The sequence below is a fragment of the Sphingosinithalassobacter sp. LHW66-3 genome, from assembly GCF_050703275.1.
Lineage (GTDB): Bacteria > Pseudomonadota > Alphaproteobacteria > Sphingomonadales > Sphingomonadaceae > Sphingomonas.
Genome location: NZ_CP193482.1, coordinates 2337019 through 2363517 on the forward strand (window position 1 = coordinate 2337019; position 26499 = coordinate 2363517).

Genomic DNA, 26499 nt, shown 5'->3' on the forward strand with positions numbered 1-26499 from the left:
CCTTTATGATCGCCGTCAATCGACGCAAGTTTCTCGGAGCCGGAGCAGGAGGAATGGGTCTGCTCGGCCTTGCCGGGGCGATGCCTGCCTGGGCACGGGGCGCGGACATCCTCGCAGGTAACGCCCGCAAGGGGCTGGACGAGATATCCGGCCCCAATATCGACCTCACCGTTGCCCGATCGGCCTTCGCGACCGGCAACAGGCGCGGCGGCGCGATCGCCGTCAATGGCACGATCCCCGGTCCGCTGTTGCGATTGCAGGAAGGCACGACCGTCCGGCTCAATGTCCATAACCAGCTCGAGGAAGATACCTCGATCCACTGGCACGGTCTGCTCGTGCCGTTTCAGCTCGATGGAGTGCCTGGCGTGAGCTTTCCCGGCGTCAAACCGGGAGAGACCTTCACCGCCGAATTTCCGGTTCGCCAGTCGGGTACCTACTGGTGGCACTCGCATAGCGGCCTGCAGGAACAGGCCGGACATTACGGCGCGATCGTGGTCGACCCCGCCGGACCCGATCCGGTCCAGGCCGACCGCGAATATATCGTGGTGCTGAGCGAATTCAGCGAAATGTCGCCCCACACGATTTTCGACAAGCTCAAGAAGGGCGAAGGCTACTTCAACTACAACCAGAACACCTGGACCGACGATTACCCGCTTTCGGGCGAGGATCGCCGGATGTGGGCGAAAATGCGCATGATGCCGACGGACATCCTCGACGTGTCGAGCGCGGCTTATACCTATCTTCTGAACGGCCATGGCCCGCTCGACAATCTGGAATACCTCTTCCGCCCGGGCGAACGCGTGCGGCTGCGCTTCATCAATGCCGGCGCCATGACCTTCTTCAATATTCGCATTCCCGGCCTGCCGATGACCATCGTTCAGGCGGACGGGCAGAACGTCGAGCCGGTGGAGGTCGACGAGTTCCAGATCGGTGTGGCCGAGACATACGACGTCGTCGTGACGCCGGGCGCGCAACAAGCCTACACGCTGGTCGCGGAGTCGATGGACCGCTCGGGCATGGGTATTGCCACACTCGCGAGCGCACCCGGCGCTCGCGCCGCCATTCCGCCGCTGCGCGATCCGCCGCTTCTGACCATGGCCGACATGGGCATGAGCGGCATGGACCACGGCTCGTCTGGCGATGCCGGCATGTCGGGCATGGACCACGGAAGTGGCGGCGACATGGCGGGGATGGATCATGGTTCGTCCGGCCAATCCGAGATGGCAGGCATGGCCGGCATGTCGGGGATGCAGATGCGCGACACGTCGCTTCTGCCGCCCGATGTGAAGGTCGGGCCCGGTCTCGACATGGTCTCGATGAACCCGGTCGACCGCATGGGCGATCCCGGCATCGGTCTCGCCGATGTGCCGCATCGTACGCTCGACTATCGCAAGCTGCGCGCTCTGACTCCACACCGCGAGGGCCGCACGCCGTCCCGGCGAATGGAAATTCATCTGACCGGCAATATGGAGCGCTACATGTGGTCGTTCGACGGCAAGAAGTTCTCCGCCGTCTCAGACGAGCCGATCCGTTTCGCCTATAACGAGCGCGTGCGCGTGAAGCTCGTCAACGACACGATGATGGCGCACCCCATTCACTTGCACGGTCATTTCTTCGAGCTGGTCAATGGCGCGCCGGCCGATCGTCAACCGCTCAAGCACACGGTAATCCTGCAGCCGGGTGGCAGCGCGCAGTTCGACCTGACGGCGGACGAGCCGGGCGACTGGGCCTTCCACTGTCACCTTCTCTACCACATGCATGCCGGGATGTTTCAGATCGTCACGGTCGCCAATCCCGACGGGAGCGAAGCATGAAAATTCGTATTGTCAGCCTGCTCGCATCGGTCGCAGCCGGCTCAGTTCTCGCCTCCCCCGCGGCGGCGCAGCATGCCGGTCATTCGCCGGCGGAGCCGCAGCAAAGCGCCGAGGCGCAGGCTGACGCGAAGACGAAGTGCGAGGAAGAAGCCGAGCGCCATCGCGCGATGGGGCATCCGGTTGCAGATGGAGCATGCGAACCGGCTGCTCAACCTGAAGCCGCCATGGACCGCTCGCAGATGGATCACTCAACCATGGATCATGGTGCGATGACCGCTCAGGATGGCCATTCTGGCATGACAATGCCTGTGGACGCTGCCCGTCCACAGGCATCGCCCGAAAGTCATGAAGGAATGGATCACGGCTCGATGCCGCAGGGCAAGCCCGCCGAAGGCGCGATGGATCATTCGCAGATGAATCACGGCGAGATGGGTCAGGCGGAGGCCAGTTCGTCGATGGACCATGGGCAGATGGATCACAGCCAGATGAACCATGGGGAGACGCCTTCGCAGGACAGGCAGGGCATGGACCATTCGGCGATGCAGATGGGCTCGGACGATGATATCCCGCTGCTGCCGCCTCCTCCAGAAGCAGGGAGCGGCCCAGCGCGCGCGGCGGTCGCCATCTGGGGCGAGGAAGCCATGAACGAAGCGCGCCGCGAGCTTGTCCGCGAGACCGACGGAGGAATGCGCTTCTGGTTTCAGGGCGACCGGCTCGAGTACCGCGCCCGCGAGGGGAAGGATGGATATCTGTGGGACATCCAGGGATATTATGGCGGCGACATCGACAAATTCTGGTTCAAGTCCGAGGGTGAGGGCAGCTTCGGCGAACCCATAGAAGGCGCCGAGGTCCAGGCGCTCTGGAGCCGCGCCATTGCGCCCTTCTTCGATTTCCAGGCGGGTGTTCGCCAGGACCTGACCGGTCCGGAACGCACGCACGCGGTTATCGGTATCCAAGGGATCGCGCCTTACCAGTTCGAGGTCGATGCCGCGGCCTTCGTCTCCACCAAGGGCGATGTGACGGCGCGTTTTGAGGGCGAACTTGATCAGCGCATCACGCAGCGGCTGATCCTTCAACCGCGTGCCGAAATCGCACTTTCCGCTCAGGATATTCCCGAACTCGGCATTGGCGCTGGCCTCGACCGGATCGAGGCAGGTCTGCGTCTTCGCTACGAGTTCGCACGCGAATTCGCGCCCTATGTCGGCGTTTCCCAGGAATGGCGCATCGGCGACAGCGCGGATTTTGCGCGGGCCGCCGGAGAGGATCCGAGCGTCACCAATTATGTCGTCGGTGTGCGATTCTGGTTCTGAAATCTCAAAAAGGATAGAACTTCCATGACCAAGACTTTGACACGCATCGCGGCGACTGCGCTTGTTGCCACGCTGATACCGCTGCCAGCCTTCGCGCAGCAGATGGACCACTCTTCCCATGCGAACCATCAGATGCACGCGATGGACGCTTTGGCGGACGATGTCGCGGGCGCTGAAGAAACCCTCAAGGCCTATCGCACCGCTCTTGAAGCGCGCGACGCGCAGGCAATGCGCGCGCTCTTCGCCGAGGACTCGGCGATCTTCGAGAATGGCAAGGCCGAAGGAAGCTTTGCCAATTACATGGAGCACCATTTGGGCCCCGAGCTCGACGCGATTGTGAGCTTCACCTTTACCGACCCCACGCTGACCGTCACCCGGATGGGGCACATGGCCCATGCCTATGAGACGTATGGCTATCGCATCGAACTTAGCGATGGCCGGGTGATCGAGCGCGACGGCGTGGCGACATCGGTGCTTGCTCACGATGCGGACGGGTGGAGAATCGTCCAGTACCATTCCTCGTCGCGCGCGCCGCGCAACTGATTACGGCTTTCGAAGAGGTAGCACCGGTTGGCAACGCCGTCGCTGAAGCTGCGCCTGCATGTGCTCGGCAGCAAGATCCACAAATGGCTGGCGATTTTCGTCGGTGTCCAGGTTCTCTTGTGGATGGGAACCGGCGCCCTCATGTCGTTTCTCGACCTGGAAGAAGTTCGCTCCGAACATGTCGTTTCGCGTGAACAAGAGGCGCTGCCCGCCGATGCCCCGCTCCCGGCCTGGGTCGCAAACGACGGTACTCTTGCAGCGGTAACGACACGTTCGCTCGACGGCGATGCCGTGACCGAGGTCCGCAAGGTTGACGGTAGCGTGAGCCTCCACGATCCGGTGACTGGGCGTAAACTCTCCCCCATCTCGGCGGCAACGGCAAAATCCATCGCCTTGCGCGCATGGACCGGGCCGCGCACGACCATCGAGGCCGCACGGATCGTCGATGACCCCATCGGAACCGAGTTTCGCGGCCCTTTTCCGGCCTGGCAGGTCACCTATGCTGACGAGGCTTCGACGCGCATCTACATCGATGCCGCCAGCGGCACGCTCGGGGCGGCGCGCAGCGATACATGGCGCCTGTTCGATTTCATCTGGGGCCTCCACATCATGGACTGGACCGAGCGCGACCGCATCAACAGTTGGTGGCTGCTGCTGTTCGGCATTGGCGGCACGATCATAGCCCTGTCGGGTTTCGTCCTGCTGGCGAACCGGATGCCGAGGCTGCGCCGCCGCGCAAAGAAGAGCAAGCTCGCCTGAGCCCATGGGGCTTATTCGCGTGGGCGAACGCCTTACCCTCGTTCGCCAGGCCGAACGCGGCCAGGAGCCGAATGCGTTCGACGATCGCGATGATGCCGCCAGCAAGCGTGACCACCCGGGCGCACTTCAGTCGCGCTGAACTATCAAATTAATGCGAGGGGCACGCGGCTGCCGTGCGTATCAGGCACATAGGTCGCACTTTAACTGCAGGGTCGGGAGACATACGAGACATGAAAGCCCCCTCATTTCTGGCGCTGCTCGCCGCAAGCCTGCTCTTCGTCGGACCCGTTCAGGCTCATGGCGACGAAAAGCACGGCGAAGAGGCGAGCGCCGCGCCTGCTGCCACCAATGGCGATGTGCACGACCAGGCGGCCATGGCGCAGATGGGCGAGACTGCGGATGCTGGCGAGTCCTCCGGCGCGCACGATGAAGCGGGCGCAGCCCATGACGAGGCCGGTGGCCATGCGGATGAGAGCGAAACCGGCGTCATGGCCGTACTGAAAAAGCTGCATCCGGCAACGATCCACTTCCCGATCGCCTTGTTTTTCATGGCTGCGGCCACCGAATTGTTCGTGATGCGCCGGAAAGGAGCGGGCCTGGAAAGTGCGGTGGGCGTACTCGTCTACGGCGGAGCAATCGGCGCAGTCGTCGCAGTTCTGTTCGGATGGATTCACACCGGCCTTTGGTTCGGAGGCGATGCCGTCATGCAGGTCCATCGATGGAACGGGATGCTGATCGCGGTCCTCGGTGTGGCAATGGCATACCTCGCGAGCAGGCCGAGCCAGAGCCGCGCATGGTTGCGTACGGCTATCTTCTCGATGGCAGCACTTATTCTGGTGCAGGGCTTCCTTGGCGGCGAACTCGCGCATGGGCCAAACCATCTCGGAATTTCCTGGCTCTGAAGGAGTTGAACAGCATGCGTACTTCCAGGTCAAAAACAGCGATCGCATTTTTCGCGATTGCGCCGATGATGTCCGCTCTCGCCGCTTGCGACGAAGCGCAGGAGAGCACACCGACCTCAGAGGTGTCGCCGATGGGCGAAGCAGCGGTGATGCCCGGCATGGCACCCGAGGGTGGTCTTGCAGACCCGACAACCTCTACCTCCGAAAGTGAGTCAGTGGCTGCGCGGCAGGACGCTCTTTCGACAGGCGATGCTGCCGCGCCCGCGTCTCGGCGAGCCGCCTCTCCGGTACCACGTGCAACTGCCACATCCGCCGCGCCGGCACCGCGCGCGCAACCCGAGAGCGAGGCGACCCCGCCCGCCGATCCCCATGCCGGCCATGACATGTCCTCGATGGCCGATCACGACATGGAAGGCATGTAATCCGGCGCATGGCCCATCAGTCAGGATAGTCAGGAGAAATCGTCTGCAAGCAATCGTGACGAAAATCCGGACATCAGAAAAGGACGGCTCCGCCTCCCCCCGAAGCCCTGCGGGTCGCAGGTGCCCAAGGGGCCGTTCTGGAACCCCGCGTGAAGACCAACCCAACGCGCGGGGTTCCGTCTCTTCGTCCTCGTTGTCGTCGTGCCAGGCGCTTCCCGGCATGGCTTCGTGCTATACAAGCATTGCGCTGCCAATCGCGTGGTGGGACATGGAAAGGAACTGCCAATGACCGAAAAAAGAACGGCCGGTGCGCTGTCGCGCTGGGAAGACGAAGGCGGTGCGCTCCCTTGCGGGCCGCAAGAAGCCCTCGCGGCCGATTGCGAGAAATGGGACATCCCTCCGCTCACGGATGCCGAAATAATCCAGCTACGCATAAGGGTGATCGCGCTCGAAAACATGGTGCTAGGATTATTGTCCACGGCAAGCGATCATCAGCTCACTGCGATCGAACAACTGGCCGAGTTCATCTCCCCACGCGCCGACGCGACGCAGCATCCGCTAACCTTGCACGCTGCCACACAAATGGAGAACTTTGTGGAGCGCGCTCGACGGTTTCGCGAGGAACCTTCAACGGATTGACTGACGCATGACCGGCCCTCGAACCCTAGCTCTCCTGCCTGCGGCTGGATCGTTGACCTGAAGAGACTGCGATGGACCTCGATACGCTCCTCGTCCGCTATTTCCGCACTGCCGATCTCGGAATGGTTGGCGCAGAGGCATTGGCATCGGGGATCGAGCGGTGCCAGGTCGATCTCGGTCTCGAGCAGGACCGGGGCAAGCGCTTTGCCTTGTGGGCCATGCTCTACCTGCTCGGGTCTGCCCCTGACCTCGACGTGGCCTTCGAGAATGAGGAAGACCGGGAAGCAGCCCGCAACTTCATGGATCTCCTGGCGGCATCGGAAGGCGATGTGGTAAGCTGATTGCAGCAGGGTCCTGGCACCTTCAGACCCGCACCCGATACCCATCCGGCTTTCTTCGCGAACAGTCCTGAACCAGGTCAGCTGAGGAGCCGCAACCCGTTCCTTTCCGGCCGTGTTGGCGGCTTCGCCGCCTGCCCGCACCCCCCGTCATGAACAGGTTTCCCTTCGGCCCTTCAGGCCTGCGGTGCAGTCCTCCCATGCCCTGCTTCTTCTGGATGTTCGCAAGCCGGAGATGGTCTCCGGTTTGAGGAACTGAAGGAATTTCATCATGACCAATATCGCAATCCTCACCGGCCGCATCGCCCGCGATCCCGACATCCGCGAGACCCAGGGCGGCACCAACGTCACCGGGATCACCGTCGTCACCGATCGCCCCGCACGCGACAAGGACGGCAAGACCTACAAGGACGATAACGGCTACACCGCCAAGGAAAGCGAGTTCCACCGGGTGACCTGCTTCAATGGCCTTGCCAAGACCGTCGGGCAGTACTGCTCAAAGGGCCAGCTGGTCAGTGTCCAGGGCCGCATCCACTACACCCAGTGGGAGGACAAGGATGGGGTCACGCGCTACGGCACCGAGATCCTCGCCGACAAGGTCGACTTTCTCTCCCGCGGCAACGGCTCGGGTGAAGAAGGCGACAACACCGACGCTCCCGAGATCGACTGACATCGATCCCGATCGTCCCCTTACGAAGAGGCTCTGCCGCAAGCGGCAGGGCCTCTTCTTCTGTGGTTACTGGGTTCCCGGCGCTGCATTCGAAGCACGGGTTGCACCGCGCCCCGTCAGTTTCTCGATCGCGGCATCCTCGCCGAGTTTCCCGAGTTCTTCGGCAACCTTCCTCAGGCCCTTCTTCGAGAAGCTTTCGAGGCCGCTTCCCAGGATGATTTCGCCGAGTTCCCTGGCTGCTTGCACTTCAAGTTCGCGTTGTTTGGCGTCGAGCGCCTCGCGGTCCGCTTCGAGCTTTTGCAGGGCTGCAATCGCGCTCCTGTTTCGGGGCATGTTACTTGTCCTTTTGTCCCCCTCAGATCCGCTCCCCAGTTGTTTCCATGCCCGCGTCACCGGGGTGTAGGAAAGGCAATTCGCATGCAGGAGATGTTTGATATTGGGCGGAGGTTGTGGGTTCTTGCTCACGGTTCTCCCAGCATGATGGCCTTGCGCCTCCCGCCTCAAGGATGGCGGGGCCCCACCATTTTGCCCGCCACCGGATTGCATCCGGCAGCGAACAAAATCGTTACCCCCACCGCCGCTATCGCGGTCGCCCATTCGGGCGATCCCTGACCCGGGATGCACAAGACCATCGCGAACGCCTCCTGTCGTCTCACGACAGAAATCAGGAGGATTATCATGGCTTATTCAATGCATTGCGCCCTTCCGTCCCGGAGCTATTTCGAGGCTCTGGAAACAGCCGAGAAGAGAGCGCTGCACAGCTTCTTCGATCAGCACGTTATCGAGGATGACGAACTCGGGTACTTTGCCCTCGACGAGGGTGACTACAACATATTGCCAGCGCATCTCGCAGCGCGGGTGGTCCACACGGTCCACGGCGGCATGCTCGACGAGTTCTGAGACTATCGACAGGGCCGGAACCGGGAACGGTTCCTGCCCTTTTTTCTTGTTCGCCGGGTAGTCCATCGAAGCGCAAGAAACCGGTTCGGTCGGTTACTCTGACGGCCGCCCACCGCAATGTGGCGGCGCCCGATAAATGGAGCGGGGCTGTGGACGCACTCTGTCCCGCGCATCTTGCGATGCGCTCCTGAGGGTGCGGCCTGATTTTCTCCTGGGCCCCGCACGCACTTGCGAACCGGCAACGGGTCGGGCGGCGGGAAGCTAGGGCATGCGACATGCCCCGCTTGCCTTGCTTCCCACGCGCCCTTGGCCGCTGCCTCTTTCGCAGGTGCTGTCTTTGGCTGGAGGCGTCGAATGCTCTCGATCTGCATCCGAAGAGGTGCCAGGCCTGGTTGCTCGCGCTCCAACATGGAGATCGGGAAAGGTCGTCCTTGATCAATCCCCCTTATTGCCTGGACCTCCTCGCGCACTTGGGAACAAAGGAGCACACCCTACCCCGCGATTTCGGGATTTATCTTTCTGTTATTGCTAAAGAATGTGGTTTTGGGCGAAATCAACCCGTCTGCGAGTAGAGCGGCTTTGCGCTGATCCGCTGACAACTCTCATGCATCTAAAACCCTGAAATATCGTCTGAATCTTTCGATTGACTGCGAGTTGTTCACGATTTATTCTCATCGGCACCTTCCGCAAGGTGAGCCAGGTTCCGTCGGCCCGACAAGGAACCTGTTTCATGACCCGACAAGATCGGCTTCAGACATTCGTATCTCTCTCCGTTGGTAACTGGGTTCGCCAGTGTGCCGCGGACCATGGCGTCAGTGTCAGCGTCTTTATCCGTGACCTTATTGTCGCAGCGTGGCAGCGCGATAACGAGGCGAAGGACCGCCCCGCAGGGCTCGATCCCGCGCGCCAGGCAATCTTCATTTCGGTGGCGCTCGATGCGCTTCTGGCCAGCCATTCTGACGCGAGTTTGCGCGACCGTACTCACGAGGCGTACCGGCGACGCCTCGAGCGTCTTGGCCTCCCCGTCAACGCAAACATGGGAGGCCAATCCCATGAAGCATAATCTCCTGAATTTCACCCGCGGGAGCCAGTTGCTCGGCCACTTTGGTTTCATGTTTGCAGCCGGCCTGAAGGGCCCCTTGATTGTCACCGGCCTGGTAGCGGTCGGCACCTGCTATTGGGAAGTGCGGTCGGCTCTGAGTGATCACCAGATCTACCTGGTCTGGATGCATATCTACGCCAGTCTCTATGCCTTCATGGAGTTCGATCCGGCCAAGCTGGTCAACCTTGAACTGCTTGACGGCGAAAGGGTCGGCCTCCCGTTCGGCATCGTTCGCGAGTTCCCGCCGATGCGCGAGGCGGTCGAGGCGTTTCGTACGGCAGTGAAGCAGGGATTGCTGGTCTCGGCGGTACTGCTGATCCCGGCCTTCGTGTTTTTCTGGTGGTTCGCCGAGCGCTTTGGCGGGCGGTCGAAGGAGCGCAAGCACGAGCGTGGTGCAATGCTTGTTTCGCTCGACGAACTCGAAGAAGAAATCGAGCGTCACAACAAGGCATTCCGGGCCGAGGAATTGGGACGCAAGTTCGGCTGGAAGTGGCGGCTTGCGAGCTCGTCGGCGCTCGCCGAAGCGGGCCACTACCAACCCGCACATCTCGCCGGCGTAAGCTGGCCGTGGCGGCTCGAGCAGAGCCACGCCATGCTCATCGGTACGACCGGAACCGGCAAGACCGTGGCGCTCACCGAACTAGTTGCCGAAGCGCGTGAACGCGGCCAGCGCGCGGTCATTTTCGACCTGACAGGGGCCTTTATCGAAGCCTTCTATGATCCCGCGCGCGACATCATTCTCAATCCTGTCGATGTGCGGTGTCCGCTGTGGAGCGTCTTCAACGACTGCACGACGGAAGCTGAGTTTCATGCCGCTGCCGAAGCGCTCGTGCCCCATGACGGGGGTGGTTCAGAACAGTTCTGGGTGCTCGCGGCGCGCATGCTGTTCGTCGAGATGTGTCTTCATCTTGCCCGTACCGGCACTGCAACCAACGAGGCCTTGGCACGGCGGCTGATGACCGCTGACCTGTCCGAAGTGCATAAGCTGATGCGCGGTACCATGGCCGATCCGCTGACCGCTCCGGAAGCGGCCCGCATGGCGGAATCGATCCGCGCTGTGTTCAATGCGAATGCGAAAGTGCTGAAGCTCTTGCCCTCATCCGGACCGCGCTTTTCGGTCCGCGACTGGGTCAAAGGCGACTGCCAGGCGGGCTCGATCCTGTTCCTCTCTGCCCGCTATGTCGACATGAGCATCTCCTCGCAGTTGCTCACGCTGTGGCTCGACACGGCGATGAATACGCTGATGACGCTCGAGCGCACACAGGACCTGCGGATGTGGTTCCTGATCGACGAGCTCGGCGCCCTTCACCGACTACCGGCGCTTGAAAAGGGGCTGCAAACGGCGCGCAATTTTGGCGGTGCGATCGTCACCGGGGTGCATGCGTTTGCCAAGCTCAAGGAAGTCTACGGCGAGAACATGGCCATGACATTGTCCTCGCTTGCGCGCACCAAGCTCATCCTGGCGACAGCCGATCGCGAAACGGCGACCTGGTGCTCCGATTTCATCGGCCACCGGCAGGTGCGGGACATGGAAGAAGGCTACAGCTACGGGTACAACAACGCGCGCGACGCAGTCAGCCTGACCCCCCGGCGGCAGATCGAGCCGTTGCTCCTGCCCGACCAGTTCATGAACCTTCCGCGGTTGTCGGCCTACATCAAGTTTCCCGACGGATTCCCCGCTGCGCCGGTATCGCTCATTCCGCGCACGCGTGGTCGTATTGCCGAGGGATTCATCGCCCGCGAGAAACCGCTCATAAAGCCTGGCCAGGGTCCTGCGGCAGTGACGATCCAAGCAAAACCGGGTTCAAAACCGAATGACGAACATCCCGCCTCGAATGACGACGGTGTCGGTAAGCCTGTCGATACAAAGCAGCTCAAACTCGATCTGGAGGGACAGCGCCGTGTCGTCGATCAACCGCAGGATCGGCAGGAGGCTGTGCCGCTTGAAAAGCTGAACGCAGGGCGCGATGCTGGTGATCTCGGTGCCGAAACCCGGTCCGATACTCATCTGGATGCAGGTCCAACGCTACCTCTCGCCGCCGTGCAAACCGGTGAGGATACACCAGCAATGGGCGCGGAACAGCATCTGTCCGAACCAGGAACCGCCGGCGATGACGCAGGTGGCAAGGATGGTTCGACGCCACGAGGCCGTTCGGCTGCCAACGGCCGCCAACCTCTCACGCCGGTCGAGAAAGACCTGCGTGAAGGCGCGGTCGCAGATCCTCCGGAGAAGGATTTCGGCGAGTTCGAGCCCGACATGTGAAAGGCAAATGGGGAGGGATTACCTGGCCGCGAGGGGAGCCGTGACGAGGATCAGACAGGATGCTTTCCGTCGCCAATGTGCGCTCCCCTTCGGCTGCAGCGAGCTATTTCGCGGCAGACAATTACTACACCGGCGCTGATGCCGATCGTTCCGGAACCTGGGTTGGGAAGGGAGCGGAGCGACTTGGTCTTGAGGGGCGCGTCGGCACCGAGCAGTTCGATGCCTTGCTGCGGGGAGAACTGCCCGGTGGTATCCAGGTCGGCAATGCGGGCCAGGCTCACAGGCCTGGAACCGACCTCACATTCTCACTCCCGAAAAGCTGGTCGCTGCTCGCGCTGGTGGGCGGTGACCAGCGGATTATCGATGCCTACCGCGAGGCCGTCATCGAGACCTTGCGCTGGGCAGAAAAGAACGCGGCGCAGACCCGGATGGGCAGTCAGGCTGGCTACGGGAAGGTCGCGACAGATAATCTGACGATTGGTCTTTTCCAGCACGACACCAATCGCAACCAGGAACCAAACCTGCATTTTCACGCGGTCGTGGCGAATGTCACGCAAGGCAGCGACGGGAAGTGGCGCGCGCTTCGCAACGACAAGCTTTGGTCTTTCAACACCCTCCTCAACTCGATGACCATGGCGCGCTTTCGTCTGGCCGTCGAGAAGATGGGTTACGAAGCAGGGCCGGTTGGAAAGCATGGCAACTTCGAAGCAGCGGGCATTGCCCGCGAGCAGGTCATGGCCTTTTCGACGCGGCGCGAAGAAGTCCTCGACGCGGTACGCCAGCTGGGTGAGAACACTCCGAAAACCCGCGACATTGCTGTGCTCAATACAAGGAAAAACAAGGCGCCCGTCAGGGACCGGGAAGGCCTTCTCGATGCATGGCGGCAGAAAGCCCAGGAAGTCGGAATTGACCTTGCCGGTTTGATCGATGCGTCGCAGATGCGGGCTGCAACGAAGGACATTCCCAGCTCGAAAGAAGGGAGCCTTCTTCAGCGCGGGATTGCGAAGCTGAGAGAGTTCGCGCAGCGGATCAAGGGCGATCCAGCTGATCCACTGATCCCTGCCCATGTCCTCAAGCAGGATGCACCGACCATCGCGGCCGCGCAGGCCGTTGCTTCCGCGGTGCGTCATCTCTCGCAGCGCGAGGCAGCGTTCCCGCGCGAAGGATTGCTGAAGGCGGCGCTCGATTTTGGGCTGCCGACAACGGTGGGCCATGTCGAGACTAGTGTGAACGCATTGGTCAGAAGCGGCGCACTCGAGCCCGGCAAAGGCGAGCACAAAGGCTGGCTGGCGAGCCGCGAGGCACTTGACCTTGAAAGCACCATTCTCGCTAGTGTCGACCAGGGGCGAGGTGAGGTGTTGCCCATCCTGGATCGATCGGACGCCGCAGAACGGGTTCAGGCGGTTGCAGCGATCAACCACGGAATTTCGCTCAACGAAGGGCAGGAGAATGCGGCGAGCCTTGTGCTCTCATCGCGTGACCGGATCGTAGCGATCCAGGGCATAGCCGGGGCGGGCAAGAGCAGCGTGATGAAGCCGGTCGCCCAGCTGCTCCGAGAGGAAGGCAAGCAGGTGCTGGGGCTCGCGATGCAGAACACGCTTGTCCAGATGCTCGAACGCGACACCGGCATCCGTTCGATGACCATTGCCCGCTTTCTTGCCCAATGGGGCAGGCTTCTGCACGAGCCGGGAAATGCCACGTTGCTGAGTGAGGCTCGGAGCGCGCTCGGAGACCATGTCCTGGTCCTCGACGAGGCGTCGATGGTGTCGAACGGGGACAAGGCCAAGCTGGTACGGCTGGCAAACCTCGCGGAAATCCATCGTCTGGTTCTCGTCGGTGACAAGCGACAGCTAGGCGCCGTCGATGCCGGTAAGCCGTTCGACCTCGTCCAGCAGGCCGGGATCGAGCGCGCCAACATGGATGTGAATTTGCGCGGGCGCGATCCCGTCCTGCGGCGAGCCCAGGCCGCCGCGCAGGAGGGACGTATCGACGATGCGCTCCGGGCTCTTGCTCCTTCAACCATCGAGGCTCGTGGGGACAGCGCAATTGTTGCTGCCGAGAAGTGGCTTTCGCTCAGCCCGGCGGATCGGGATCGGACGTCGATCTACGCGTCGGGACGGGCCTTACGTTCTGCGGTCAACGAGGCTGTGCAGTGCGGACTCAAGGCCAATGGCGAGCTCGGCCCACGATCGGGCCGGCTGCCCGTTCATTCGCGGGTGAATGTGACACACGAGGAGCTTCGCTATCTTCGCACTTACCAACCAGGCATGGTCCTCAACTTTCGCTCGCGCGACAGCACCCAGAAACTCTCCAAGGGTGACTACACCGTCAAGACCATTGACCATGCGCGGAAGCAGCTCGTGCTTGAGGACAGGAAAGGACGGCTTCACAAGTTCAATCCCGCGCGCTTGCGGCCGGGCGCAGACGATAGCCGGCTGTCGCTCTTCGAGCGCAAATCGCTGTCCATCATTGAAGGTGACAAAATCCGTTGGACCGACAACGACCACAAGCGCGGGCTGTTCAACGCCGACCAGGCGAGGATCGTGGCCATCGACACAAAGGGCGTCTTGGTCGAGACATCAGTGGGCAAGGAGCTCCGCCTGAGCCGCGGCGACCCCATGCTCAAACGCATGGACCTCGCCTACGCTCTCAATGCGCATATGGCGCAGGGACTGACCTCTGATCGCGGGATCGCGGTGATGGACAGCCGCGAACGCAATCTCGCCAATCGGCAGACTTTCCTGGTCACGGTCACCCGGCTTAGGGACGGCCTCACGCTGATTGCAGATAATGCTGAGAAGCTCGGCCGGGCCATCAAGTCCAACAGCGGCGAGAAAGCGTCGGCCCTCGAAGTAACGCAAAGGCTCAAGGCGGCAGCTGCCAAAGGCCTTTCGCAAGACAAGCATGTTGGCAGCGCTTCGCCTGCAAGTGACAAGCCCGAACTCACCAAGGAACGGGTAAAGCCTTTCGAAATCGGCATTTGATCACCGATAGCCTGGACGATTTCAGCGTTACCAGGCACGATACGTTCTCGAGAGAAGTGCGGAGCGTTGCCGGTGAAGGGTGTGTTCGAGATCAGCGGCGATTCGCGCTACGACGACCTCATTACCGAGCGGTATCATTTCCCCTCGCAATATCTTCCTCAGGCCCGCCAGCTCAAGAACGACTGGATTCTCTACCGCGAAACCCGCGTATCCGGCGGTCGGATGGCTTATATCGCGACCGCATTCGTTGAGCGGATCGATCCCGATGAGGCTGATCCAACCCATTACTACGCGCGCGTCAGGGACTATCTACCCTTCGATGATGCGGTTTCCTACCGCGACAAGGATGGACGCTTTGCCGAACGCTTCCTGCGCGAGATGGCCCGTCCTGGCGATGCCGGAAGGACGCTGCGCGGCAAATCGGTGCGCACGCTCGATGGCGATGATTTTGTCGCCATCGTCAATCAGGGGCTGAGCGAGACGCTCGACCCGGACAACCGGATCAGGCTCGAGCTCGACGAGCGGTACATCGACGATGCGACCGCCGCGCTCCTAGCCGATGATTTTGGCGAACGCCGGATCGAGCAAATCCTGGTGAACAAGAAGATCCGTGCCGCCAGTTTCCGCAATCAGGTGCTCGACGCTTATGACAGCACCTGCGCCGTCACGGGATTGCGGATCATCAATGGTGGCGGGAAAGCGGAGGCACAGGCGGCACATATCTGGTCCGTCGCCGATGGCGGACCCGACGTCGTACCCAACGGCGTGGCACTCTCGGCTACGGCCCATTGGCTGTTCGACCGGCATCTCATCACATTCGACGATAACCTTTGCCTGCTCGTATCGCACAACAAGGTGCCGTCCGACCTGTTGAAGCTCTTCCCCCCTTCAGGACAGAAGATCAGGCTTCCGGTCGATCCGAGGGATCACCCCCGTCCGGACTTCGTTGCCAAGCATCGCGCGCGTTTTGCGGGGTTCTGATTTGGTAGGATCAGACCGCGCGTCCGAACCAGATGACACGGCCGACCACCTGGATCTCGGACCGGTCGACATCATCCCAACTGGGATAGGCCGAATTGTCGCTGCTGATGGTGATCTTGCGGCCACCGGGCTTGAGCGTCACGCGCTTGACCACCAGCGCATCGTCGGCGCGCAGGACGTAGATACCGTCGCGCAGCCGCGAGCCCTGGTCCGATGCATCGACCAGCACCTCGTCGCCATCGCTGAGTGTCGGCTCCATGGAGTCGCCCAGGACGTGGATGATCGAAAGGCTGGCGCTTTTTGCCCGGGTCAACCGGCCAAGCCAGCGTTCGTCGAAACCGAAGCGGGTATGGGCGGTTTCGCTTTCGGCAATCGCTCCGAAGCCCGCCGACGCATCGACATTGAGCACGGGAATCTCGATCAACCCGTCACGCATGGGTGCGGGCGGTCCGCCAAGCACTTGCTCGTCGACCCCGAAAAAGCTGGCAAGCGTGCGCCGATCATCGTCATCCAGCTTGCGCGGCGAGCCGCGCTTGATGAACTGCTGAATGTAGGACGAGTTTCGTCCAATCATCCGCGAGATCGAGGAATATCCGAGCCGTCGCTGCTGGATCAGGCGATCGAGCTCCTCTCTGACATGTTCCATCGTGTGGTTCCTTCTGACGGTCTCAGGAGAGAAGGAAATCTCCTAGACTCGATGGAACCTTCCTACTAAGAACAAATCAGGAACACAAGTGCTGAGTGAGTCGAGGAAGGCCATGAAATTGCTGGATCGCATTGAGCGTCATTTGAAGGAATCGCATATGTCGGCGACACGCTTCGGTCGTCGGGCCGTTGGTGATCCGCGCTTCGTGCTTGATCTAAGGTGTGGCCGCAGGCCGCGTAAAAGGACTATCGAAAGGGTGGAAGGTTATCTTCGCAATCTGCCTTCGCCTGACTAAAAAGGCTTTGGGCTGGCAGGCAAAGCTCGCCATCTAAGAACATCGACATGCGCCGCATAACTGAGTTCGGTTCCTTCAGTTCACATTCCCAAACAATCGCCACCGACCAATCAAGTGCTTTTAATGCACCTATCGAGCGAACGTCTCGATCAATGTTTCTCCCGATCTTCGCTTTCCAATATTGGGTGTTCGATTTGGGAATGCGTGCGCCGCGTTTGCAGTCATGCCCGTGCCAAAAGCAGCTATGCACAAAGATCGCCTTTTTCCGCGTTCGGAAGATGATATCCGGTTTTCCCGGCAGTTCGGCAGCGTGAAGTCGGAAGCGATAGCCAGCCCGGTGAAGTATTGAACGCACGAACCTCTCGGGCGATGTATCCTTTCCCTTGACCGCGCGCATAATCCGGCTGCGGTCGGTATCGCTCTGGGCCATCGCTTATGACCGTCTTATCGCGGTTGGTCCTGATTGTTGTGCGATGGCACCATCCCGCGTGATCGTCGTCGTCCTGACAGTTTCGGAACCTTGATAGGCTACCTCAAAATTAACGTAGCTCACTTCTGCGTCAACACCACCAAAGCATTCATGGAATGCTTTGAGCAGCTCGACATCGCCTAGCGTCTGCGCCGGTGGGTGCGGGTTGTTACGCGGGCTGGGAGTGGTCGCCGGCATCACATAGATGCAGGCAGGTGGGAGCGAGAATGGGCCAACTTCTGTCGTTCGGTCAGGCTGGTTCTCGAGTTTCGGGCACGGACGCCCCAAAGTTCCGCACACCATATCCCAAATGACAACGCCATCTACGCGTTGTTCACGGTAGATGATCTCAGCACTCAGGCGCGTATGAATGCCCGACCAAGCGTTATGGCGCGGATCAGCGCCGGGATTTGTACAGACGCTCCAGATGATAAATTCTTGGGCATGCGGCGGTCGCTCGAAAATATTCGTGTTATTGCCGTCCAGACAGCCCTTGAGTTCGATCACTGCAGTCTTGCCGCTGTTGAGTTTGACGGCATAGTCATGACGGTTGGCCTCGCCAGCAGACTCCCAGTCGGCGATGTAACCACCATCCTGCATATAGTTCAGGACGCGCTTCACGAACTCGCGCTTATCACGCATTGTGGCCGAAAACTGACCACGGACGCGTTCGATCGCCCCGCGAAACAAACCGCTGTTATAGAATTCCTGGTCGTCGAGTCCGTGATCGCCGAGCTTATGCGCCTCGGTCTTCAGTGTCTCCGCGAACTCCTCGATCTTCTTACGAAGTTCCGCGTTCTGACAGCATGGAATTACACTCACGCAGCCTCCTTCATGTCTCCTGGCTGCGCCTTCAACACAGGCTCGAATATGTGCGCCGCCAAATACCTGACGACCGGCGCTACAACGCCATCGCCCGTTAGATGGTAGGCTTCATTGTAACGTGCAGGAAGTATGTAGTCGTCAGGCAAGCCCATTAGCCGAGCAGTTTCACGTGTTGAAATAAGACGAGATTTTACCTTGTCGCCGTCGACGACCATGATGAGTTGGCGGCTCGAACCGCCTGCAGGAGTTCGCAGACAACCGGCCACGTCATCGAAACGGATCTCTGCCCTTTGAACCTTCGCGCCGGTTTCGTCGTGCCGAGTACGCTTGTAGATTGCACCCACCATGCGACGACCAGTATTCTTGGCAGCTTTGACCTTTTCAAGGTTCACATCGCTCATCATCGAGAGAAGCTGCTTGGTCTCCGCTGCGGTATGCCAGTTCACGCTCTTCGGACTGTCTTCGATTAAGTCGGCGAAGCGTAAATTTCTGATTGGCGGTCTCGGCATTGTCCACCACAGCCAGTTACTCTTCGCCCTTGGAGTAAGCTTCGCATGCGCATTGCGCAGAGCTTGAGTATGCCAATCGTTCACCGGTTCGCTTGCAATCACGCCATCGGGCAGGATCACATCATCGCGAACGCCAATCACGAAAAGCCTTGGCCGCGATTGCGGCACGAAATCCGCTGCGTCTATCACCATCCCCCCACAGCGATAGTTCTCACGTGCAAAGGCCGCGCAGATGGCCGCGAAGTCCTTGCCTTGGTGCGAAGTCAGCGCACCACAGACATTCTCAAGCACGATGATCGATGGCGCGCGACAGTCTTGTATCAATGATTGCATCAAGCGCCAGAACGGCCAGAACGTGCCAGAGCGTTCGCCTTTGAGGCCAGCCCCGCCGCCAGCCAGCGACAAATCCTGACAGGGAAACGAGCCCCAGACCAAGTCCGCCTGACCAGGAAGATCTTTTGCTTCGACCTTTTTCACATCGCCGACAGAGAGCGCCCCTTTACCCCAGTTGGCTTCATAGGTTTCGCCCTTCTTACGGTCGAAATCGTTGGCGAACAGACAGTCCCAACGGCTGCCAAGACCGGCTCGCGCCATGCCGCCGCCTGCGAAGAATTCGTAAAAGTTAGGCATCGGCGACTCTCCCAGGATGAGCATTAGCGACATCGCGCTGAAGTTTCTCAAGGACGGCTTCGGTTATCCACGTATTGCGAGAAATGTTGCCCGGGCGCTCAGACCGCACTCGGTCGATTCCATCCCACAGCTGTTTGTCCAGCCTGATGCTTTGACGGATTCGGTCGTCTCTCTTGGGCTCAACTCTTGCCATAGCGGTCTCCATCGTCCCGTTAGGCGCCTTTTTGGCGCCAAAAGCAAGAACAATTTAGGAACATGTGACATTTGCCGACGCAGCACACACCAAACGGCAGCCCCTTGTTGACATTGTTCTGTTTACTACGTACACAGCCGTGTACACCGTAAACAGCAGGATTCGGCCCGTGGAACATGACATTGTTGGGATCAACGAAATCGCGGAGATGGCAAACGTGTCAAGACAGGCCGTCGTAAACTGGCGTTCGCGGGCTTCGGACTTTCCCCGTCCTATCAAGGAGCTGGCGTCGGGGCCGGTCTTCAGGCGTCCTCAGATCCGCGCATGGCTTCGCCGTAACAACCGCCGCCTCGATGATCTTCAAAAGGGGCCTCAATTCTATTCGCGACTGAAGAGTTACCGCAACGACAGTGACGAGCTGGCTGAATGTATCGAGCGCGTTGTCGAGAAGCTCGACACGTCGGTGACGACAGATAGCCGACCGGGAATGCTCTTGGGCAAAATTCAATCAGGCAAGACCCGCGCCTTTGTCGGCGTGATTGCAGGTGCATTTGACCGGGACTTCGATATTGCCCTGGTGCTGACCAAAGGCACCAAGACGCTCTCCGCCCAGACCGTCTCGCGTCTGGAATCGGACTTTGCCGAGTTTATCGACGAAGATGAGCTGATGGTGTTCGACATTATGAAGCAGCCCGGCACGCTCACACGCAGTGAGCTTCGCCGCAAAATCGTGATCGTCGCGAAGAAGCAGGTGCATAACCTCAACCGACTTATCGACTTTGTGAAGGACCAACCCGGACTTCAGAAAAAGAAAGTTTTGATCGTCGATGACGAGGCCGATCTGGCCAGCGTTCGCTTCGTTCCGAACAAGGACGACACTGACATCTCGCAGGGTGTCATCGCTGGACAGATTGACGAGCTGCGCGAGTTGAGCGACGGCATCGCCTTCCTTCAGGTCACCGCGACGCCATATTCCCTCTATTTGCAGCCTGAGAACTACGATGACCCGGCTGCGCAGACCAATTACGTCTACAAGCCAAAACGGCCGGCTTTCACCGAGCTTCTACCGATCCATGGCGGGTATGTCGGCGGCAACCATTACTTTGACTCCTTCGATGACGACGACCCGCGCTCGCACTTGATCGTCGAGGTCAGCGAGCAGGAGCAGGACGCCCTGCGCAAAATGGATTTGCGGCGCATCAACCAGGATCGTGTGCTCGACACCGAGAACGCGGCGGGCTTGCGCCGCGCAATCATCACCTTCGTTCTCGCGGCGGGCGTCAGGCAGTGGCAGCAGCGCGAGCTTGGCGAGAAGGAGCAGAAATACTCTATGCTCATCCACAACGATACGCAGAAAGCGGCGCATAGCTGGCAGAATCAGGTGATCGACTGGATTCGCGATGAAATCGTCAAGGCCGCCGAAGAGAACCCCACGCGTCTGCGCCCCCTGTTCGATGAAGCCTATGACGATCTTGAGGTTTCGGTGACGGCGAATGGCGGCGATATGCCGCCGCATGACGAGGCGTTCGAAGAATTCCTCGATGCACTCCAAAACGACGATATTGTTGTCGAGAAGGTCAATTCGGACGGCCAAGTATCAGCCCTGCTTGACCAGAAGGCCGAACTCAAGCTGCGGACTCCTTATAACATTTTCGTGGGCGGCAACATTCTTGACCGTGGCATAACCATTCCCAACCTGATCGCCTTCTACTACGGACGCAATCCGAGAACGACGCAAGCAGATACCGTCTTGCAGCACTCCCGCATGTACGGGAACCGTGGGCGCGATGACCTTGCGGTAACGCGGCTTTACACCTCGCGGGCGGTTTATGACCGGCTGTTCACGATCAATGAATTCGAGAACGCTCTGCGGGATGCCTTCGAGACAGGCGCCCATGACCAAGGCGTTGTGTTCATTCAGACTGACGGAAACGGCCGGATCAGGCCCTGCGCTCCGAACAAGGTGCTGCTTTCGGACGTCGTGACCGTCTCGCCCCGAACCTTGCTCTTGCCTTCCGATTTTCAAACACGCGCGGGCAAGCGCATGGCCGACCTTCAAACGAAGCTGGACAAGCTCATCCTTCCTGAGTGGCGGGATACCGGCGAATTTGTCGAGATCAACCGCGCCACCGCCTACGAGATCATCGCGACCATCGAGGAGACGATGGAATTCGATAGCGTCAAGTTCGAGTGGGGCGCGATGCGCGGATTGATCGACTACTATACCGAGAAGGGCGAAACGATTTTGCTCCTGGCGGAAACCGGCAGAGGGCTGGATCGCGCAAAGTCAGGCGACAAGTCAGGACGTTCGATTCTCGGCCCCGCATTGCGGCCAAGGATTATGGACGAGCCTCGCTCGAAGCCTGCTCTAATTCTGCTGCAACAAAAGGGCGGCAGGGAGCGCGGATGGACGGCACACTCCTTCTGGTGGCCGCTTCTCGCGGCACCGACTGATGCCGAGCCATGCGTATTCGCAACAAAATCCATGAGTTAAACCGGCGTTCGAATGGCTGCTCTCCTTTATTGGTTGTGACTTCGTCCGAGCGTCAGTTTCAAAATCAAAATTCCGTTTCGCCATTCGCTAGATGAAGACGAAAGCCGCGCATCGCGTTGGCAGCGAGATTACCGGGAACCCCAGCTTTACGGCAATGTTTCTCCCAATCACTGACGGCCGCGACAATTTCTTTAACTATGGACTTTGTTTCACCAGTTTTGAGATCTGCAAACTTCCCGAATGCCAGCAAATCCTCAAATTCGAAGCCGTCGGTTTTTCCGGCTAGAGACATCTGGTGCTCATTGGTCCAGTCCCCTTCGGGATTGTAGGCGTACACGACGTCGAATGCGGGCGAGAGGCTCCAGCGACCCGAGCTATCCATGAGGAAGGCGATGTTCTTGGTGTGGTCGTCCTGGTTGCGGATGAAGACATTGAGCAGCGCGCGGCGCACCTGCTCCTTGATCGCTTCGCGTCCGAGACCGAGCATGCGGATTGTCTCGATCGCCTGCTCGTAGCTGTAGGCCCGAGCGAGGTTGAAATCGAAATGCCGCATCGCGCAAAGCGACTGCATGTGGAGCTTCTTGCCGTCTGGCGTGCGGTCGAAGCGCTGGGTCATGAAATGTGCCCGCCCGCCTTCTTCGTGCAGACGAGAGCGAGCCATGTCGACGCCAGCCTCTCGTGCTAGCAGATAGCAGGCGTATTCAAGCCGGCCGAAGCCCATCGGGTCGGCGAGTTCCTTGTCGGCATTGCCCGACACGCCATCGAATTTGACCAGCCATTGCGTATAGCCGGGCCCTGCAGTAAGCTGCCCTGAATGAAATTCTCCCGTCGCCTCGTTCCAGGCGAGGACGGCCTTGGCCCGGGCGCCACCAGCAGAGGTTCCGACGCGCAGGATCTCCTGGAGTGCGCGGTGATCATCCTCACCTTTGAGCACACCGGCCAGTTCTTCACGCGCGGCAATGACCCTGTTAGCGAGCTCGACAAGCGGAGCGATATCGACCGGCCGCCCCTGTTCACGGCGCTCACCGGTGGCAGGTTCGAATTCCAACGCGCCCATGCCTCTGCGGCCTGTGTAACAAAGGCGCTCGACCGGATCGAAGCCGTCGGCTGTGCGGCCCTGCTCGGCAAGCCAACGGTTGATGAGGGCGTTGCCAAACTTGTCGGGCAGGCTGTCGGCCAGCATGCCCGGTAGCCCTTTGAAGGTCTCGTAATTCAGCGCGGGAAAGTCGTAGACGCCGCTTCGTAGGGGCATTGTGAGTGGGGCGACTTCGATGCCGCTACGGCTGAATTCCGGAGTGTATTCGAAAACCCCAACGTCGCGATCCTCATCCCACAGGACGGCGCCGATCTGACGACCCCAGAGATTGACTACGGCGCGGGTCATGGGGCCTCGTCACCCCAGCTCCATTCCTCGCCAGCCTCAACTTCAGAAGACTTGCGCACCCTCTGCCGCGCCTTGCCGGTGTCGGACCGGGGATCGAGCGGGCTCAGCTTGGCGTCCGGCATGACATCCAGAAGGCGGTCTTCAATTTCAAGTGCACGCATTATCCTGGCAAGGCTATCGATGGTTCCGCCATTGCCGGCTTCCAGGCGGACGAGCGTTGAACGCGAGATGCCCGCCATTTCCGCAAGCTCGGCCTGCTTGAGATTGCGTGATATGCGATACGCTTCGATCTGCTTCCCGAGGTCGGATAGCAGCACCGAGAGAGGGCGCAGATCTGGTGAATCATAATGAGGCATTATCGAGACATTATCTCCAATATGGAGCTTTGTGTAGCGATTTTGCATCTTTACATGAAGATACTTAATGTGTCAATATCGAGACGTAAATTGGTTTATCGACCATAATGCATCAAGTTTGCTACTTTATGTCGGTTGGAGTGATGAAAATGAAAGACGAGAAAGGTCACAAAGACAAGAGTGACTGGGAAGGCTTGCGAGAGATCGACCGTGCCATCTCCGAAAATCGCTTCACGTCATACTCTTGGAAGAAGGCCTGGGCCGATGGATGGGCTCGAGCAGTGATCCTCGCCGCTGCGTTCATTTTAATCGGTTTCGTCGTCTTTGTGATTGTGCAGGACGTGATCCTGTAATCACCTATTGCCCCACTCCTTCACCTCATCAGCCGCGTCCTCGCTTGCACCTGTGGCGCCCTGCGTTTGGCGGTCCAGGTAACCTCGAACGGTACCAATCCTTCCACGACCCTGCTGGCGAATCCGCTCGACATCATCCGTGATGTCAGACCGATCAGGAGCATCGGGCATTGAGGGACCACCCACAGGGCCCACGGCTCCCCTAGCTCGCACCTGCCCAGCACTTCCGATCCCGGGGCGGCTGACAGCAGCGAAGTCCGGCAATGAAAGGTCGGCTTCGATGTCGTCCTGCAGCCGATCGGCATAGCTTTCGACAAACCGAGATTGCAGCTGCTGGCCGCGCGCGCTCATCTGAAACTCGATGTCGTCGAAGCGCACCGGCCCGTAATAGTCGCGATTGGCTTCCATCTCGGCCATGCCCCATTCGCGATAGGCCTGGCTCAAGTTCAGCGTGCCTGCGGCGCTGTTGGCCTCGTACCAGCTGGCCTGATTCTCGAGGCGACTGGCCATCTCTTCGGCCCGACGCGCCTCTCGCGTATAGCTCTCGGCTTCGGTCAGCGATCGACTGAGACCCGACGAGCTGGTCGATACCTGTGATACCGAGCTTGAGCTCGTCTCGCGCAGAAAGCCTTCACGCGTATTCGACCAGTTGCGACTGTCGGAAAGCTGGCGCAGCGTTCCCATGATCCTGCCGCGGTCTTCCGAGGCGATTCCGGTATCGCTGTCTGTCCATGACTGGTTGCGGCCACCTCTGGCCTTGGCACCCACTTGAGCTACGCCAACATTGGCTCCAGCCCCACCATTTACCTCGCCATTGAGGAACCAAGAGATCGTAATGTCGTCGGAGGCACGCCGGGACAGGCCGAACTGCTGCTGGAGAGTCCTTGAGGCATTGTCGACTTCGCTGAATGCCGTGCCGATGCTGTCGTTCGTGCCGACGCCGCTGACCGTGTCGGAGCTCTGACCCTGGCTGTAGGCGTTGCGGATCTCGCTGAACCGGGTGAGCGCAGAGCTCGTCGATTGCTGGGCGAGGTTGGCATAGGTCTCGCTCTGCGTCCGGCTCTGGCTCGCCATCGTTCCGAGGCGCCCGGTGAAATCCTGCCCCAGTGTCGGCGTGAACGGATAGAGTGAATTCGGGACAGCAGCGAACTCGCCATCGGGGAAGCTGGTGGTTTGCGTGCCGCTGTCGCTGAAACCACGCGTTTGCGCCGCGCCATAGGCGATGTTGGGTGCAAGATTGCCCTGCGTAAACTGGCGGGAAAACACCGTCGAATTGTCGATGTTCGAATTGCCGAGCGAGACATTGCCGGTGCTCGCTTCGCGCGAGGCTTCCTCGGCCGCGTTCTGACTCGGGTTGAGATAGCTCGTTGCCTGGCCCGAGATCGCCAACGCACCACGTGCCACCCCGCCAGCAAGGAACGGGATCGAGGCGACGAGATAGCCCGCCAAGATGCCGATATCGCTGTTGACGTCGCTTATGCCGGCAAAGGTCGCGAGGCTGAGGCCTGTGCTGCCGCCAGCGGCGGCGACATCGCCCGCGCCTTTGAACATCAGGATCATGTGCAGGATGACGAAGAGCGGTCCCCACGCCGCAAGGTAGAAGAAGCCGGTAACGTAACCTCTCAGCGCGATGGGACCGGTCCGCGGCATCAGGAACAGCGGAAACAGGACAGGGAACAGCGCGTAGAATACCACCGTCAGCACGACATTGAGGATCGGGACCCATTTCATGGCGTTGTGCGCGATCGAGGAATAGGTCCGCTCGGTCTGAATATCGGCCCGGGTCTGCGCGAAGACGTCGATACTGCCCGTTCCGCTCGCCCCGGCAAAGCCGTGCATGGCCTGGTTCATGGCATTGATCGTCAGCACCTGGCGAAAGATGTCGCTCGCGCTGCGCGAGATGCCGGTGAGATACTGATAGGCAATCGGGAGATCGGCCATGAGCTTGGCCTTGGCGAGCGCTTCGGTCTGGCGCGGATAAAGCTGACGCCCCGCGACAAGCGTCATCTCGTCAATGAGGTTCGCCCATTGCCCCGACAACGCGGTGTAGGCTTCGCGGCAGGTGATGATCGAGGCCGTCACGCTGTCGTCGGCCTGCCGGGTCAGGAATTTCTGCGCGCGCGCCGCGCTACCCGGTGCGATCGTAGCCCAGATGTCATCGCTCTCGGAAAGCTCCTTCATCGAGTAGCGTCCGAGCAGCAGATCGTAGAACACGCATTGCCGGACATGCTCGTCGAAGTTCGCAGCAAACTCCGGATCGGAAATGCGCAAGCTCCGCGTCGATTCAAGCAGCCGAGCGCCATAGATCATGCCGTTCTTGGAGTAGTTGAGGTCCTCGGGCAGGCCGAAGACGAGCTCGGCAGAGCGGGTCAGATAGTCCCCCGCCTGGCTGGTGAAACTTGCCATCAGGGCAAGTCCGAGCGGGACATTGGCCACCGTTGCCGGTGCAAGGCTGGGATTGACCCGGTCGGTCACATGGACGTCCATGCGCGGCACCATCAGGCACATGTAGATGAGCGTCGCACCGAGGAACCAGTTGAGCCAGGCACGCCAGTCCTGGTTGAACGCGACCACTATGACCGCGAGCACCATGCCCATCACCAGCGCGACCTGGATCAAGCTCTTGTAGCCGCCCGCGCCAGTCCAGGCGGCAACGGCGTTGAGGACATTGACGATGTACTCGCCGCCGCCGACCGTGAAAATCTCGAGCATGCTGCC

General features: G+C 60.2%; 25 protein-coding genes. 17 read left to right on the top strand and 8 right to left on the bottom strand.

Features of this window, described 5'->3' with window-relative positions; all coding sequences use genetic code 11:
* The first annotated feature begins 5 nt into the window (after nt 1–5).
* From ACQ450_RS11455 to ACQ450_RS11500, 10 genes are all read left to right on the top strand, one after another.
* Complete coding sequence (locus ACQ450_RS11455) at nt 6–1814, top strand: copper resistance system multicopper oxidase (RefSeq protein WP_054522842.1); 1809 nt, start codon at nt 6–8, stop codon at nt 1812–1814.
* On the top strand, nt 1811–3124 hold the full coding sequence (locus ACQ450_RS11460; RefSeq protein WP_066761575.1) for a copper resistance protein B: 1314 nt from the start codon (nt 1811–1813) through the stop codon (nt 3122–3124). Before ACQ450_RS11455 ends, ACQ450_RS11460 begins: the two co-directional genes overlap by 4 nt.
* A 24-nt stretch (nt 3125–3148) precedes the next feature.
* Nucleotides 3149–3667 (top strand): YybH family protein, encoded by a 519-nt coding sequence (locus ACQ450_RS11465; protein ID WP_431469350.1) that lies wholly within the window; start codon nt 3149–3151, stop codon nt 3665–3667.
* Nucleotides 3668–3694: 27 nt separating this feature from the next.
* Nucleotides 3695–4426 carry a PepSY domain-containing protein gene (locus ACQ450_RS11470; RefSeq protein ID WP_009823988.1) on the top strand — a complete coding sequence of 244 codons (732 nt, stop codon included), beginning with the start codon at nt 3695–3697 and terminating at the stop codon, nt 4424–4426.
* A gap of 4 nt (nt 4427–4430) precedes the next feature.
* Nucleotides 4431–4565 carry a hypothetical protein gene (locus ACQ450_RS11475; RefSeq protein WP_267900630.1) on the top strand — a complete coding sequence of 45 codons (135 nt, stop codon included), beginning with the start codon at nt 4431–4433 and terminating at the stop codon, nt 4563–4565.
* Between the two features lie 91 nt (nt 4566–4656).
* Nucleotides 4657–5328, top strand: a complete 672-nt coding sequence (locus ACQ450_RS11480; RefSeq protein ID WP_221597137.1) for a DUF2231 domain-containing protein — start codon at nt 4657–4659, stop codon at nt 5326–5328.
* Nucleotides 5329–5342: 14 nt separating this feature from the next.
* A complete protein-coding gene (locus ACQ450_RS11485) occupies nt 5343–5750 on the top strand; it encodes a hypothetical protein (protein WP_221597138.1) in 408 nt (135 codons plus the stop codon).
* Nucleotides 5751–6035: 285 nt separating this feature from the next.
* Nucleotides 6036–6389: a hypothetical protein gene (locus tag ACQ450_RS11490; RefSeq protein ID WP_221597139.1), complete on the top strand. Its 354-nt coding sequence runs from the start codon at nt 6036–6038 to the stop codon at nt 6387–6389.
* Between the two features lie 71 nt (nt 6390–6460).
* Complete coding sequence (locus ACQ450_RS11495) at nt 6461–6730, top strand: hypothetical protein (RefSeq protein ID WP_221597140.1); 270 nt, start codon at nt 6461–6463, stop codon at nt 6728–6730.
* A 268-nt stretch (nt 6731–6998) separates the two neighbouring features.
* Nucleotides 6999–7397, top strand: a complete 399-nt coding sequence (locus ACQ450_RS11500; protein ID WP_221597141.1) for a single-stranded DNA-binding protein — start codon at nt 6999–7001, stop codon at nt 7395–7397.
* A 66-nt stretch (nt 7398–7463) separates the two neighbouring features.
* Here the strand turns inward: ACQ450_RS11500 and ACQ450_RS11505 are convergent, their stop codons facing one another.
* A complete protein-coding gene (locus ACQ450_RS11505; protein WP_247714869.1) occupies nt 7464–7994 on the bottom strand; it encodes a DUF6437 family protein in 531 nt (176 codons plus the stop codon).
* A gap of 81 nt (nt 7995–8075) precedes the next feature.
* Between ACQ450_RS11505 and ACQ450_RS11510 the strand changes: the two genes are divergently transcribed.
* From ACQ450_RS11510 to ACQ450_RS11530, 5 genes are all read left to right on the top strand, one after another.
* Nucleotides 8076–8297, top strand: a complete 222-nt coding sequence (locus ACQ450_RS11510; protein ID WP_050599527.1) for a hypothetical protein — start codon at nt 8076–8078, stop codon at nt 8295–8297.
* A gap of 730 nt (nt 8298–9027) precedes the next feature.
* Nucleotides 9028–9360 (top strand): hypothetical protein, encoded by a 333-nt coding sequence (locus ACQ450_RS11515; protein WP_089217209.1) that lies wholly within the window; start codon nt 9028–9030, stop codon nt 9358–9360.
* A complete protein-coding gene (locus ACQ450_RS11520; RefSeq protein ID WP_221597142.1) occupies nt 9350–11662 on the top strand; it encodes a type IV secretion system DNA-binding domain-containing protein in 2313 nt (770 codons plus the stop codon). The genes ACQ450_RS11515 and ACQ450_RS11520 overlap by 11 nt, the downstream gene beginning before the upstream one ends.
* A gap of 59 nt (nt 11663–11721) precedes the next feature.
* Complete coding sequence (mobF, locus tag ACQ450_RS11525) at nt 11722–14646, top strand: MobF family relaxase (protein ID WP_431469351.1); 2925 nt, start codon at nt 11722–11724, stop codon at nt 14644–14646.
* Nucleotides 14647–14718: 72 nt separating this feature from the next.
* Nucleotides 14719–15627: an HNH endonuclease gene (locus ACQ450_RS11530; RefSeq protein ID WP_431469352.1), complete on the top strand. Its 909-nt coding sequence runs from the start codon at nt 14719–14721 to the stop codon at nt 15625–15627.
* Nucleotides 15628–15637: 10 nt separating this feature from the next.
* Here ACQ450_RS11530 and ACQ450_RS11535 read toward each other — a convergent pair whose 3' ends face one another.
* The 4 genes from ACQ450_RS11535 to ACQ450_RS11550 form a co-directional block, all read right to left on the bottom strand.
* Entirely contained in the window at nt 15638–16273 is a 636-nt protein-coding gene (locus ACQ450_RS11535; protein ID WP_063512036.1) for a S24 family peptidase, read from the bottom strand.
* Nucleotides 16274–16518: 245 nt separating this feature from the next.
* Nucleotides 16519–16998 (bottom strand): very short patch repair endonuclease, encoded by a 480-nt coding sequence (locus tag ACQ450_RS11540; RefSeq protein ID WP_431469353.1) that lies wholly within the window; start codon nt 16996–16998, stop codon nt 16519–16521.
* Nucleotides 16999–17001: 3 nt separating this feature from the next.
* Entirely contained in the window at nt 17002–17859 is an 858-nt protein-coding gene (locus ACQ450_RS11545) for a hypothetical protein (protein ID WP_431469354.1), read from the bottom strand.
* Nucleotides 17856–19034 (bottom strand): DNA cytosine methyltransferase, encoded by a 1179-nt coding sequence (locus tag ACQ450_RS11550; RefSeq protein WP_431469355.1) that lies wholly within the window; start codon nt 19032–19034, stop codon nt 17856–17858. Before ACQ450_RS11550 ends, ACQ450_RS11545 begins: the two co-directional genes overlap by 4 nt.
* A 329-nt stretch (nt 19035–19363) precedes the next feature.
* Here ACQ450_RS11550 and ACQ450_RS11555 point away from each other — a divergent pair, with 329 nt between their 5' ends.
* Nucleotides 19364–21688, top strand: a complete 2325-nt coding sequence (locus ACQ450_RS11555) for a Z1 domain-containing protein (protein WP_431469356.1) — start codon at nt 19364–19366, stop codon at nt 21686–21688.
* Between the two features lie 64 nt (nt 21689–21752).
* Here the strand turns inward: ACQ450_RS11555 and ACQ450_RS11560 are convergent, their stop codons facing one another.
* On the bottom strand, nt 21753–23072 hold the full coding sequence (locus tag ACQ450_RS11560; protein ID WP_431469357.1) for a type II toxin-antitoxin system HipA family toxin: 1320 nt from the start codon (nt 23070–23072) through the stop codon (nt 21753–21755).
* Nucleotides 23069–23428 (bottom strand): helix-turn-helix domain-containing protein, encoded by a 360-nt coding sequence (locus ACQ450_RS11565; RefSeq protein WP_431469358.1) that lies wholly within the window; start codon nt 23426–23428, stop codon nt 23069–23071. Before ACQ450_RS11565 ends, ACQ450_RS11560 begins: the two co-directional genes overlap by 4 nt.
* A gap of 149 nt (nt 23429–23577) precedes the next feature.
* Here ACQ450_RS11565 and ACQ450_RS11570 point away from each other — a divergent pair, with 149 nt between their 5' ends.
* The gene (locus ACQ450_RS11570; protein WP_431469359.1) at nt 23578–23781 is read left to right on the top strand and encodes a hypothetical protein; all 204 of its coding nucleotides are present in this window, start codon (nt 23578–23580) and stop codon (nt 23779–23781) included.
* Here ACQ450_RS11570 and ACQ450_RS11575 read toward each other — a convergent pair whose 3' ends face one another.
* Nucleotides 23782–26493, bottom strand: coding sequence for a conjugal transfer protein TraG N-terminal domain-containing protein (locus ACQ450_RS11575; protein ID WP_431469360.1), 2712 nt, complete (start codon nt 26491–26493; stop codon nt 23782–23784). It abuts the gene before it with no gap.
* Nucleotides 26494–26499: the final 6 nt, after the last annotated feature.